This window comes from Parabacteroides merdae ATCC 43184 (assembly GCF_025151215.1).
GTDB classification, from domain to species: Bacteria; Bacteroidota; Bacteroidia; order Bacteroidales; family Tannerellaceae; genus Parabacteroides; species Parabacteroides merdae.
Genome location: NZ_CP102286.1, coordinates 2503902 through 2516176, shown reverse-complemented (window position 1 = coordinate 2516176; position 12275 = coordinate 2503902). Strand labels below are relative to the sequence as shown.

Here is a 12275-nt window from a genome sequence, read left to right as displayed (position 1 = left end):
GGATTTGTAACGGATTCGTTAAGCCAGTGTAATAGTTATCTATAATTCATTTATAAAATATAGAAGAAGCCCCTGTCTTCTCCGATAACCGGCTTCAGACAAGGGCTTCCATATTGGGATGAATCAATAACGATTTACTTTATGAGATTGGTCTTATTCCGGTTTTATCAGTTGGTTCCACCCGTATGCTGGCAGTTCCAAATCCGGGTAATGACAGACACTGTTCCAATGTTGATTGGAATTGAATAGACAACTTTCATAACGGATAGAATCGAATATATTCCATATCAGGCAAGAGGGAAACCGATTCTTTCCAATTGTGCTTTTCGCTCGTCTGACATGTTCCCCTTGCGGTAATCCCGTCTTTGAATGGTACACCAGCGTCCCAATGCTCCTTCACGGCATCCCGGCCATCGTCCTTGCAGGTTATGGAACAGGCACAATTGTTCGAAGTTGCCTTGCCAGACCTGTTCCGCCGACCAGACAAATCCTATTTTATCCAACAGGAGCCGGCGGTCATTGGGTAACTTTCCCTGTTTACGCATTTTCCGTTGTGTATGGCACCATCCGCCCAAATTCCCTTCCGTCGATTTAGGGAAACGCCGATATTTTCTGACAAAAGACTTCAGCTCCTCGTAGTTCTTCATCCATTCCCCTTGGAGGTTCTGATTCCAGACAAAGCCGATCTCATTCAAAGCCCGGATGCGCTCTTTGCTCAAACGTCCATCCTTCCGTCTTTCCCGCTGGGTATAACACCAGGTCGCAAGCGGGCCGTCTTCACGTTTGGGCCAGCGTCCGCAGGTATCAAAGAAGACTTTCAATGCATGGTATTCCCTCATCCATTTGGAGTCGAGCTGATTCCACTCAAAACCGATTGCATCAAGCTGGTCGCACCGTTCCTTGGCAAGACAGCCTCGTTTGTAGGCGATGCGTTGCGTGTTGCACCAAAGGCCCAGTTTCCCTTCCGTCACTGAAGGCCAGTCGTTCTCTTCCCGGTGGAACTCGACCAGCCGCTCGTACATAATCTGCCATGGTTCCAGCTCGGCCAGGATCTCTTCGATGCGGAGCCGGATATCCGACAAATAGCCGGTAGCGAGGAACGAGGTTGTTCTTTCAAATCCGTGGGGCGATGGAAGATAAGAGAGTCGCTCCCAGTGGCACGCCATCACGTCGTAGACCGATTTACCCGACAGGTTATTCACGAAATCCAAGACGACCGGCTGTTTCCCGCTTCCGGCATCCAGACAGCGCCCCAGCTGTTGCAGGGTGACAATGTAAGATTCGGTGCGCCGCAGGAACAAGACGGCATCCACTCCCTCGACATGCAATCCTTCGATCAGCATATTGACGGAAAAGAGTACGTGTAACCGGTCCGACTCTTCTCGGAAAGCGGCCAACAGCCGCTGATTCTCCTGCTCGCTTTGCGCATGATGGATTTCAAATGGCGTAATCGATCGGCCTGCCTGTGTGAGCCAGTCGCACACTTCCGGCACCATCTGTCTGAGATCGGCCAGGTCGCGACAGAAAACCAGCAGTTTGCGTACGCTTTCGGGTAGGAACTTCCGGATCACCGACGACGCGCCCAAAGCACCTTTGAAATCGACCCGCGCCAGGTCCAGTTTCTTTTGGATGCGCTCTCTCCGGCGGACTGAACAACCGCTGCGTTCCAGCTTTCTTTGCAGCCGATCCAGTTCGTTGTCCAGCCCGTAAGCACTTTGTACCAGGATCGGCACTGGTAAGATATTGTAATACCAAGCTTGCGGCAAGGTAAGTTCATAAAACAAATTTCCTTCGAAATAAAGATCCACCGTATCGATCATTCCTTCCGGACGGATTGGCGTTGCCGATGTTCCCAGGACATAGGCACAGGGATTGTTTTCTATCACTTCCTGCAAGGCACTTCCCCAAATTTCCGCCCCGAAATGATGGAATTCATCAATAAGAATATGATCTGCCCGTAACAACCCATTGTCCTCCCGGTTACGAATCAGTGACTGGAATGTCCGGTACGTCACTTGCGGAATGGAGAATCCGACGGCTTTCCGGATCTCATCCAGAATCGTGATGTTCGGAGCAAAGACCAATATATTTTCCTTTGCATGATCTGCGATATAGCGTGCCAGCAAATAGGATTTCCCTGTTCCGGTAGCCTGCACGACCGTACCGATACGGTGTTGTTTGAATCCCCGCATGATCGCCCTGTAAGCCGCTTCGTTATGCGGATAAAGCTCCACATGTCTTCCGGACAAGAGGCTTTCAATATAGCTTTCATCCGAAACGGTCAGCCCGTGCAGTTCAAAGTCCAATGCTTCCGGCAGGAATCCACCGTGCGCCACGATCCTGAAATAGAGATTTCGATATCCTTTGTTCAGTGAAGAAAGCTTTTCATAAAACCTTTCAACATCCGAACGGGTCAAAGGCTGCTCGTTCCAAATCTCCTTCACGATAGCATGTGCCATTCCCGGTTTGAAGCCTATCCGTAATCCATCTTCGGATTCTGTTACCTGAAAACCTAGACGGTGATAGCAATCTGTCAAAGACGGTACCATCCTATTGACTTACAAGTCAAAAGTTCATTTGATTATTGTCCTTTGATGTTTAAAGATGGCTATCATATCGCCCATTGTCAGTCGACCGGTAACATCTTCCGTTATAATCCGGTTCAAAAGCCGAAGATCCGCTTCCATCTGAGCACGAAAGAGACAGGCTTTGGGATGCTCTCCCCGGATTGTCTTTGTGGTTTCATCCCAAGAAGAAGTTGGTAGGTGAAGGTGGGAAGAAAATTCCATACGTCGGTTATGTCCTTTGTAGATACGGTAATAAACCGTACCGTACCCTATGGCTTTCTTACAAGTCTCAAAACGGACAACGACTGTAGGCATCCTTATTATTTTCTTGATTAGTATTTTACAGTAGGTTGATGTAAAAGCATATACCTTCCGAAGAATATTTCCCGTTTTGCAAAGAGGACTGATAAGTCATACAGTCTGCCACTCCATTCCATTTAATTGTAATCACGTTTTCATTTTCGGTAGGTGACATAGAAACCTATGATATGTTTTTTTTTCGTATATTTAGTGGCAGCAACATAATAGTTCCCCAATATGGTTCTTCTACTATCCGGCCAATCATCTCTTTTCACCTTGTCACTCGTCGTAATGTGATCATTACTTCCAATAGCAATACATGATCATCATTCGTTTTCTTTGATAGGCCTGATTCTTTTAGATAAATATCAATTCTTGTGATCAAAATCCATATTATCTATATTGCTGTCTTTTAATTTTTTCTGTATAGTACAAATAATTCCAGCTCAATCTATGAAAAAGGAATGATGCTCAAAAAATGATTGCCTGTATGATACATCCACTTTCCTAACGAATTCAAGCTGACATCGGGCAGGAACTCTTTTCTGAAAAAGTGACCACCTATGCGAGTTTTTCCTCCATCATCTATGTCCGTGCTCGGCACATAAATCAATCCACTCATTCTTGTATTTACTGCGTAAAAACAGGAAAAGTCACAAACAACAAAAGTCCTCCGAGGAATATCCACCGAAAAATTTCTTTTTTTCGTTTATCATTCTTCATTTTATACCCGATGTTAGGTTTTGCAACAATTCGTATATCTTACCATGAAACAAGTCCCGATAATGAAGTTCAACTCCAGAAAAAACTTTCACTTTAAGTTTATTAGCTCTTGGTAATGCAAACCATAAGTAATAACAAGTATTTCGATTTGTAAAAATATTTTTCAGTATCAGCTTCATAGCTCAGCTTATATCCTATATAACAATGCATTTACAATACGTCCGCAGGCTAATCCGTCACCGTACGGATTTACAGCCTTACTCATTTTTTCATAAGCTGCTTTATCATCAATCAAAGATGATACTTCGTTTACAATCTTATTATAGTCCGTACCTACCAGTTTCACCGTTCCGGCATCTAATGCTTCTGGTCGCTCCGTGGTATCACGCATCACCAATACCGGTTTACCCAGTCCCGGAGCTTCCTCTTGAATGCCACCGCTATCTGTCAATACGATGCTGCTCTTCTCCATTAGATACACAAAACTCAAATACTCCAATGGTTCAATGAAGAACATATTTTTTAAGCCGGACAGATTCTCCCCGAACACCTCATGAATCGGCTTGCGTACATTAGGATTCAAGTGCATAGGATAAACAAAATCCAAATCTGGATATTTAACCGTCAAATCTTTAATAGCTGTACACATCTTGATAAATCCGTCACCAAAATTCTCACGACGATGCCCTGTAATCAATACCAGCTTCTTGCCATTGTTCAAGCGGTTTACATCATAACCCGCTTTGCTCAATATATCTTCCAATTCATTATCTAGCTCCTTGTTGTTCTTGATTTTATCCACTACCCAATAAAGTGCATCAATCACTGTGTTACCAGTTATAATGATATTGCGGTCATCAACGCTCTCTTTAATCAGATTATTACGACTTAACGGAGTGGGAGAAAAATGATAGGTCGCCAGACGCCCCGTCAACAACCGATTCATCTCCTCCGGCCATGGGCTATAAATATTATGTGTACGCAAACCAGCTTCCACATGTCCCACCGGTATCTGTTGATAAAAAGCAGCCAAAGCTGCAGCTGTAGAAGTGGTAGTATCCCCATGTACCAATACCACATCGGGCTTTACCTCTTTCAGTACATCACGCATACCGGTCAGCACACGAGCGGTCACATCATACAGATCCTGTCCCTGCTTCATGATATTCAAATCATAATCCGGTTTGATGTCGAATATCTTCAACACCTGATCCAGCATTTCCCGATGCTGTCCGGTTACGCACACCACAGTCTCTACCCGTTTTGGCTGTTTCTGGAATTCTTTCACCAGCGGAGCCATCTTGATTGCCTCCGGACGGGTGCCGAAGACCAACATCACTTTCTTCATATTTCCTCTGTTTATAATTTTTTCTTCATCAGCCACCAAGCATACTTCACCAAGTGGATCTGACGTTTAATTCTTTTGGGTTCTTTTATCAAGCGATAAGCAAATTCCAGATTATGCTCCACCCACCATTTCGGTGCGCGCTGCACATGACCTGTATAGACATCGAAACTGCCACCCAATCCTTGGAAGATAGCGCGATGCCGTTGCTGTATCTCCTCCATCAGCAATTCCTGCTTTGGCGACCCCATAGCCACGAATACCACATCCGGTTTCTTCTCCACAATATCGTCTATCAATCGTCGTTTCTCTTCATCCGTCTTGATATAGCCGTTACGATAACCCACTATTCGGATATCCTGATATTCAGAACACAGTTTCTCTACGGTCTCATTTACGATTTGCGGTTTTCCACCAACCAGATAGAATGTCTTTTCCTTGTAAAAGCGAGTAATAATCTTTAGCCATAGTTCACATCCGGGAATCTTATAGGCATCTTTATAACCTTTCTGCTTTAAAGCCATTTGTGCACCGGCTCCATCACAATACCCAATATTTCGATTGATAATGGCACGTGTCTGTTCCGTGGCATGCAATATCTTTTCTGCATTGATCGCTACCAATATGCCCTTATGCGTGTCCACATAATGCAATAGTTGCTGTTCGGAGTCGAAAGGGAATATTTCGACCCCGTTTAATGAAACTTTATCCATAAGATTAAAATATTATTCGGCAAGTAAATAATGGCTCATAGCATTAAATATAAACGCATTGCTCCAACGCATATATGATATTTTTGAACTTATCCCCGGCTTTAACTGGTAGTAGAAATAGCCTTTCCGGTCTTGCATATTGCGGATAGTCCAATCAATGACCTTTTCTGCAATTTCCTTGTATTCTTCGATCTTGTGCAACCTTGCGAGCGTTACGAGCAACTGCCCCGGGCAGTGAATGTCGATGGGATAAGTGCGGTTGTCGTAGTATTTTGGCATTCCGTTGGCTTCAAAGAAGTTTTGAATATAATATTCAAAGCCCTTCTCAATATATTTGCGATACTTATTGTCGCCTGTCAGCTCCTGATATGCAATAAGCGCATCAAGGTTATAGCCTGTATGAAAACTGTCAACCCAACTCTGAACGGGTAGCATGCCATATACCCATGCACCGTTTGGCTTTTGACCTGAGCAGCATGCCTTTATGCTTTGCTCTGCAAGTTCGCAGTATTCCTCGTTGCCTGTGTACTTGTAGCAAAAACTAAGCAGCCTTGAGCCGAGCAGTGAGGCGTTAAAGACAGTGTCGTTTCCCTGCAACGGGCTGTAAGAGAATAGGAATCCGTCCTTATATTCCGTGCGGTGAAGGTCGTTGATAACGAAATGTGCCGCACTGAGAGCGATTTCAAGAAACCTTTTCTCTCTGGTAATTTCGTATGCTTCCATAAGAGCGGTTGCACAGAAATTGCTCGCAACAACGGTTGGAGTAAACTTTGGGAAAAGGAAAAGTCTGCGAGCCTGCCAGTCAAAGTTATATCCCCAGCAAGCACCGCTGTAACCTTTTGATTGTAGAGAGATCAACAGTTCAGCCAGTTCGTTAATCCGTGATTTCAGGGAATCGGGAGAGCCGAGGCTTTCCGCAAGTTTGGGGTTTGCCTTAACCGCATTATATAGGTTGCAGTAACCGGAAAGGAAAAGCCCGATGCCCTTGGCATTATATTCCTTGGGGACAAGCGCAAGCCTGCGGAGATTGACTGGGCAGCGCTTAAATCCTTGGATAACAACCAGGCGGCAGATTGCCGACTTCTTCAGGAACGGCAACGCCTGAAAAACCTTCGAGTTAAGTCCGTCATAGGGATCCCAACCCTTGAACCCCTCATTCTCGCAATACTCCTTCAGCAAGCGAAAAGAGTTGATAACTTTATGCATATTATGTTATTCTTTAGTCCTTAGAATTTTGGTGGGTACGCCTGCAACGATAGCATTATCGGGAATTGGTTTGGTTACGACTGCGTTTGCTCCTATTGTAACATTGTTTCCGATTGTTATACCACCCATAACGATAGAACCTTTCGCAATATAAACATTATTACCTATCACTGGTACTTCCGGAAATCTTGAATTACCCCCCTATGGAAACTTGCTGACATATAGTGCAGTTTACCCCTATAATTGATTTAGAATGGATAACAACACCCATACCTCCGTATCCAAAAGTTGACCCTCTGCCAATCTTTGCCTGGTATGGAATCTTGCTGTTGTAAATTAGGAAAATAAGCAATGTTATCAATTTTGGCAGTACAGGAATGTGGTGCAAGTACAGCCACCTTGATACCCGATAAAAAGAGATTGCATTCAACATAGTTTTATCCTTTTAAAACTATATCCGATTGCAACTTTTGATTTACTCTTTTGGTTGCAGATATGGTGCTATTCCATCTAAATCTTTTTGATTTGAAGAAATATTATAGTTTAAGTCTTTAGTATATCCGATTATTTTAGCAGGAGAGCCTGCAACAATTACCCCCCCCCCTTAATGATTTATCAACAAACGAATTAGCTGCAACAATACAGTTATCACCAATTTCTACTGGTCCACAGATTACAACGTTTGGACCGATAAAAACGTTATTGCCAATTTTAGGAACGTTTTTATATGGAAATTTTCTTACTGTTGAGAATCGTAAACCTAATACGCAGTTTTCTCCAATTTCCGTTCCTGGGATTAGTACAGTGCTAATTCCTTTACAAACAAAATAAGATCCTTTACCGATTTTTGAATCAGCAGTAATTTTAGTGTTGTAAATCAGAAAAATTAATAGTTGAATTAATTTAGGTAAAAATGGAATGTGGTGTAAGTATAACCACCTCTGTATTCTGTAAAAAAATATTGCGTTTGGCATAATTTTATCGTTTTCTGATAAAGCGGGCGGGGTTTCCTGCCCATACTTCGTTTGACGGTATATCTTTCGTCACTATTGCCCCGGCGCCTACGATTGCCCCTTCTCCGATTGTGACCGGCTTGACAACCATTGTTCCCATGCCAATGTAGGCTCCTTTGCCAACATGCACTTGACCGCGGTCATAACTGCCTGTCTTCGGGTTCATGAAATGCGTTACAATCCGGACGCCGACAGTCAGGCGCACGCCCTCTTCAATGACAATATCTTCGGGATAATTTGTGTCGAAAATAACGTCCTCTCCGATGAAGGTCTTTTTAGGGCATTTGATGTTTACCCCCCCCCCATTTACAAAGCGTTGGTCTCCACCCCCTTGACTTCATTGGCAAATGCTGCAAATGAAGGAAGACAAGTTTTTTAATTCTTGACAGTTTCATTATTAAATCTAATTTTATTGCATATATATTCTATATTTTTTGCTCTATTTTTCCATGAGATTTTTTCCGCTAATTGCCTATTAGCGTACCCCATGGTCTTTAAATCGCTATAAGGTATATCTTTAATTTCTTGTAAAATTTTTAATATCGAGTATTTATTGTATTCTACTATAAAAAAACCTTTTTCATTTTTTACAAAATCAATTATATCACCATAAGGTGACAATATAACGGGCTTCCCAAATGCTAAATAATCACCTAATTTATTAGGCCATCCAGCTTTAGAAACATTGTTGTCATCTAATAATTGCAAAAACACATCTATATCTTTTAAGGTAGAAACATCTTTAGAATAATCTAACCATCCTCTATATTCAGCAATTTCAGACAATCCTAATTGATTCCACTTTTCGTTTGAGATAGTATTCCCATATAGAATCAACCTGTAACTGTTTTTAACATTTTCACATTTCAATGCTTCTATAAACGGAGCTATCAAATCAATTTCGTGATTATTAATGCCAATGTATGCTATATTTATTTTTCGTTTTTCAACAGATGAATAGGATGGATATAACGGCTTTACATCTTTCACTATAGACCCACCAGGAACAATAAAAATTTTTTCTGAGTCAATTCCATTTTCAACAGCCCTATCTTTCATAAAAGTAGATAATACGACTATAGCATCAGCTTTTCTTTTATCGTTGAGTTCATTATAGCATTCCAGTCTACCGTATGTTAACCTAAACAATCTACTTTTCTTTTTAATATAACCTCCTTTACCAAAGAAATCCCACCACTCAGAAATATAAACAGAATGATAAATAAATCTATTTAATTTACAAGGTAAGGAAGTAAATCTATGTCCACAATCTGCTATACATATTTCAAATTTATGGAACATCGAGTATATCAATCCAAATAAAGTACTCCAAATAGCAAAACCTGAGGATTTCATTTTGGCAGGAAAAAAGTCTGGTAGTACTTTTATTTTAACACCTTGATAGATAATAGTATTTATCTTAAAGAATGAACATTTAGGATTGATTGTTAATAAGGTCACATCATGTCCTAAATCTGCTAATCCTTGTGCCATATAAAAGGTTCGTCCCCATCCATTTTTTCCTTTCATGCCATGATGAGAATAAAGAACTTTCATTATTTATTGATGATTTAGGTAAAATTCTTAATTATTTTCTCCATATCATTTTATTGACAACGCCGGTGTAACTTTGGATGAGTTTAACGGTCTTTGTTGATACGTTCTCATCAACATAGTTTGGCACTGGAATGCCGTTATCTTGATTCTTGTTCATCTCTACGGCTGTATCAACCGCCTGAAGCAATGATTTTTCGTCAATGCCTGCCAATATGAAGCATGCCTTGTCGAGGGCTTCCGGACGCTCTGTGCTCGTGCGGATGCAGATTGCCGGGAACGAATGGCCTACTGATGTGAAGAATGAACTCTCCTCTGGCAATGTTCCACTGTCGCTGACAACGGCAAATGCGTTCATCTGGAGACAGTTATAATCATGAAATCCGAGAGGCTCGTGCTGAATTACTCTTTTGTCTAATTGGAATCCGTTTGCGGCAAGGCGTTTGCGGCTTCTTGGGTGGCAACTATAAAGCACCGGCATATCGTACTTCTCTGCCATCGCATTGATTGCCCGGAACAATGAAGTGAAGTTCTTTTCTGAGTCGATATTCTCCTCACGGTGGGCGCTAAGAAGGATATATTTGCCCTTTTCAAGGCCGAGACGGTTATGAATGTCGCTTGCCTCAATCTCTTCAAGATTATTATGAAGGACTTCCGCCATTGGTGAACCGGTAACGTATGTCCTCTCCTTCGGCAATCCGCATTCTGCAAGATAGCGGCGAGCATGCTCGCTATAGGCAAGGTTGACGTCACTGATGATATCGACGATACGGCGGTTTGTCTCTTCCGGAAGGTTCTCATCCTTGCATCTATTACCTGCTTCCATGTGGAAGATAGGTATGTGCAGACGCTTTGCTCCGATAACTGACAGGCATGAGTTTGTATCGCCAAGAACAAGTACAGCATCGGGCTTTACCTGCGACATGAGTTTATAGGAAGCACTTATGATATTTCCCATTGTTGAACCGAGGTCATCGCCAACGGCATCCATATACACTTCTGGTTCTTTCAACTTCAGGTCTTTGAAAAAGATGCCGTTCAAGTTATAGTCATAGTTCTGGCCTGTATGAGCAAGGATTGTGTCGAAATAGATGCGGCACTTACTGATAACGGCTGCAAGGCGGATAATTTCAGGTCTTGTTCCTACAATTATCAAAAGTTTCAACTTGCCGTTTTCCGCAAATTTTATATCTGAATAGTCAGTTTTTAATTCCATAATATTTTATTTTGTCATTGTATTTTTAGGAGTAAGTGGTGTGTACGGTCCATCCTTAACTTCAAAGATTACCGTTCCGCTTTCAAGGACCTCAATCGTATGCCATTGACCGATAGGAATCTGAACGCCGTAACATCCTTTCAAGGGGTCAAGTTCACGGCTTTCTTCCAACTGACCATCTTCACCGTAAAACAGCACGTTGATTCTACCGCGTAGAACGAAATACGTTTCTGCAGTATGGGTATGGCGGTGAATCGGCAAATCGGTTCCGGGTTCCATAGCGTTCATCAGTCTCTGCGCCTTTGCCTCAAGACTGTCATGCAGATTGTAGTTCATCCGCAAACGGGGACTCGCCTTTGCCTGTGCCGTTACCCCGTCAAGCAATTCTTTGTCGATAACCAACATAACCTGCTATTTTACTACTTTATCGAAATAAGTATCTGGGCGGTTCGGGTCAAAGCACTCGTTACACCAAATCAGAGTTACAAGATTCTCTGTTTCTGAAAGGTTTACAATGTTATGAGTGTATCCCGGGATAGTCTCAACAACCTCGATTTTATCGCCGGAAACCTCAAAATTGACGACCTCGTCTGAATCGACCTTACGCATCTGAATAAGGCCGTGACCGCTGACTACAACGAATTTCTCCACCTTTGTATGGTGCCAGTGCTCACCTTTGGTAATACCCGGTTTGGATATATTCACCGCAACCTGACCACGATCGGCTGTCCTGATAAATTCAGTAAAACTGCCGCGCTCGTCGACGTTCATTTTCAAAGGATACGCAAAACGCTCCTTCGGCAGATAAGTAAGGTATGTTGAATAGAGTTTCTTAGCCAAACCGTCGCCCATATCTGCAACGCCGAGATTTGCTGGCATATCCTTAAACGAGCGGATAATCTCAACAATCTCGCCAAGTGTGCGGGTATGAGTGACTGGAACTTCACAGAAGTTTTCATTGCAATGCTCGTTGCCGTTAAGTGCCGCTATCATCTCATCAACAACGTCGTCTATATAAACAAGATTCATAACAATGCTCGGGTCATTGACGCTAATAGGAAGATCATTCGCTATATTGTTGCAGAAAGTTGCAATGGCACTATTATAGTTTGGACGACACCACTTTCCGAAAACGTTCGGGAAGCGGTAGACAAGCACTTTCGCTCCAGTTTCCGCCGAATATTCAAACATCAACTGCTCGCCAGCACGCTTCGACTCACCGTAAGGATTGTCAAGAACCGCCTGAATAGATGATGAAACCATAACAGGGCAAGTGTTTCCATACTTCTTCAAAGTGTCAAGAAGCACCGACGCAAAGCCGAAATTGCCCTTCAGAAACTCAGAATTGTCCTTCGGGCGGTTAACACCGGCAAGATTGAAAACAAAGTCTGCATTCTTGCAATATTCCTCAAGGTCGGCAGGGTCACTGTCAATATCATATTCATAAACGGCCAAGTCCTCACTGTCAATGCCGTAATTGCGAGCTTTGCCGTCGCGGATATTGTAAAGTTGCGAAACAAGATTTCGACCGACAAAGCCCTTGGCTCCGGTAACTAATATTTTCATTGAGATAAAATTTAATTATGATGGAAAAGAAAGATAATGTCTTCCTGTGTGTAAAAGATTTCCTATTGGTGA

The 12275-nt window shown here is 42.6% G+C and carries 12 protein-coding genes; all 12 read right to left on the bottom strand.

Annotated elements, in window-relative coordinates; all coding sequences use genetic code 11:
- Nucleotides 1-287 precede the first annotated feature (287 nt).
- Nucleotides 288-2549 carry a Helicase associated domain protein gene (locus tag NQ542_RS10435; protein WP_005636894.1) on the bottom strand — a complete coding sequence of 754 codons (2262 nt, stop codon included), beginning with the start codon at nt 2547-2549 and terminating at the stop codon, nt 288-290.
- Nucleotides 2550-2573: 24 nt separating this feature from the next.
- The gene (locus NQ542_RS10430) at nt 2574-2882 is read right to left on the bottom strand and encodes an Arm DNA-binding domain-containing protein (RefSeq protein WP_005636892.1); all 309 of its coding nucleotides are present in this window, start codon (nt 2880-2882) and stop codon (nt 2574-2576) included.
- 895 nt (nt 2883-3777) lie between these two features.
- Nucleotides 3778-4938 (bottom strand): non-hydrolyzing UDP-N-acetylglucosamine 2-epimerase, encoded by a 1161-nt coding sequence (wecB, locus tag NQ542_RS10425; RefSeq protein ID WP_039849930.1) that lies wholly within the window; start codon nt 4936-4938, stop codon nt 3778-3780.
- 11 nt (nt 4939-4949) lie between these two features.
- Nucleotides 4950-5648 carry a WecB/TagA/CpsF family glycosyltransferase gene (locus NQ542_RS10420; RefSeq protein WP_005636883.1) on the bottom strand — a complete coding sequence of 233 codons (699 nt, stop codon included), beginning with the start codon at nt 5646-5648 and terminating at the stop codon, nt 4950-4952.
- Nucleotides 5649-5660: 12 nt separating this feature from the next.
- Nucleotides 5661-6854 (bottom strand): glycoside hydrolase family 88 protein, encoded by a 1194-nt coding sequence (locus NQ542_RS10415; protein WP_005636881.1) that lies wholly within the window; start codon nt 6852-6854, stop codon nt 5661-5663.
- A gap of 6 nt (nt 6855-6860) precedes the next feature.
- Nucleotides 6861-6983 (bottom strand): LbetaH domain-containing protein, encoded by a 123-nt coding sequence (locus NQ542_RS10410; protein ID WP_005840881.1) that lies wholly within the window; start codon nt 6981-6983, stop codon nt 6861-6863.
- 440 nt (nt 6984-7423) lie between these two features.
- Entirely contained in the window at nt 7424-7828 is a 405-nt protein-coding gene (locus NQ542_RS10405) for a serine O-acetyltransferase (protein ID WP_005636876.1), read from the bottom strand.
- Between the two features lie 4 nt (nt 7829-7832).
- Nucleotides 7833-8033, bottom strand: a complete 201-nt coding sequence (locus tag NQ542_RS10400) for an acyltransferase (RefSeq protein ID WP_005636874.1) — start codon at nt 8031-8033, stop codon at nt 7833-7835.
- A 209-nt stretch (nt 8034-8242) separates the two neighbouring features.
- Nucleotides 8243-9424: a glycosyltransferase gene (locus NQ542_RS10395; protein ID WP_005636871.1), complete on the bottom strand. Its 1182-nt coding sequence runs from the start codon at nt 9422-9424 to the stop codon at nt 8243-8245.
- A 31-nt stretch (nt 9425-9455) separates the two neighbouring features.
- A complete protein-coding gene (gene wecB / locus NQ542_RS10390; RefSeq protein WP_005636869.1) occupies nt 9456-10637 on the bottom strand; it encodes a non-hydrolyzing UDP-N-acetylglucosamine 2-epimerase in 1182 nt (393 codons plus the stop codon).
- Between the two features lie 6 nt (nt 10638-10643).
- Nucleotides 10644-11042: a WbuC family cupin fold metalloprotein gene (locus tag NQ542_RS10385; protein WP_005636866.1), complete on the bottom strand. Its 399-nt coding sequence runs from the start codon at nt 11040-11042 to the stop codon at nt 10644-10646.
- A gap of 6 nt (nt 11043-11048) precedes the next feature.
- Nucleotides 11049-12203 (bottom strand): capsular polysaccharide biosynthesis protein CapF, encoded by a 1155-nt coding sequence (locus NQ542_RS10380; protein ID WP_005636864.1) that lies wholly within the window; start codon nt 12201-12203, stop codon nt 11049-11051.
- Nucleotides 12204-12275 lie beyond the last annotated feature (72 nt).

Coding starts and splice junctions, on each gene's coding strand:
- NQ542_RS10435 (WP_005636894.1), bottom strand. CDS start 2,549: ATGGTACCGTCTTTGACAGATTGCTATCACCGTCTAGGTTTTCAGGTA.
- NQ542_RS10430 (WP_005636892.1), bottom strand. CDS start 2,882: ATGCCTACAGTCGTTGTCCGTTTTGAGACTTGTAAGAAAGCCATAGGG.
- wecB (WP_039849930.1), bottom strand. CDS start 4,938: ATGAAGAAAGTGATGTTGGTCTTCGGCACCCGTCCGGAGGCAATCAAG.
- NQ542_RS10420 (WP_005636883.1), bottom strand. CDS start 5,648: ATGGATAAAGTTTCATTAAACGGGGTCGAAATATTCCCTTTCGACTCC.
- NQ542_RS10415 (WP_005636881.1), bottom strand. CDS start 6,854: ATGCATAAAGTTATCAACTCTTTTCGCTTGCTGAAGGAGTATTGCGAG.
- NQ542_RS10410 (WP_005840881.1), bottom strand. CDS start 6,983: ATGGGTGGTATAACAATCGGAAACAATGTTACAATAGGAGCAAACGCA.
- NQ542_RS10405 (WP_005636876.1), bottom strand. CDS start 7,828: ATGCCAAACGCAATATTTTTTTACAGAATACAGAGGTGGTTATACTTA.
- NQ542_RS10400 (WP_005636874.1), bottom strand. CDS start 8,033: ATGAACCCGAAGACAGGCAGTTATGACCGCGGTCAAGTGCATGTTGGC.
- NQ542_RS10395 (WP_005636871.1), bottom strand. CDS start 9,424: ATGAAAGTTCTTTATTCTCATCATGGCATGAAAGGAAAAAATGGATGG.
- wecB (WP_005636869.1), bottom strand. CDS start 10,637: ATGGAATTAAAAACTGACTATTCAGATATAAAATTTGCGGAAAACGGC.
- NQ542_RS10385 (WP_005636866.1), bottom strand. CDS start 11,042: ATGTTGGTTATCGACAAAGAATTGCTTGACGGGGTAACGGCACAGGCA.
- NQ542_RS10380 (WP_005636864.1), bottom strand. CDS start 12,203: ATGAAAATATTAGTTACCGGAGCCAAGGGCTTTGTCGGTCGAAATCTT.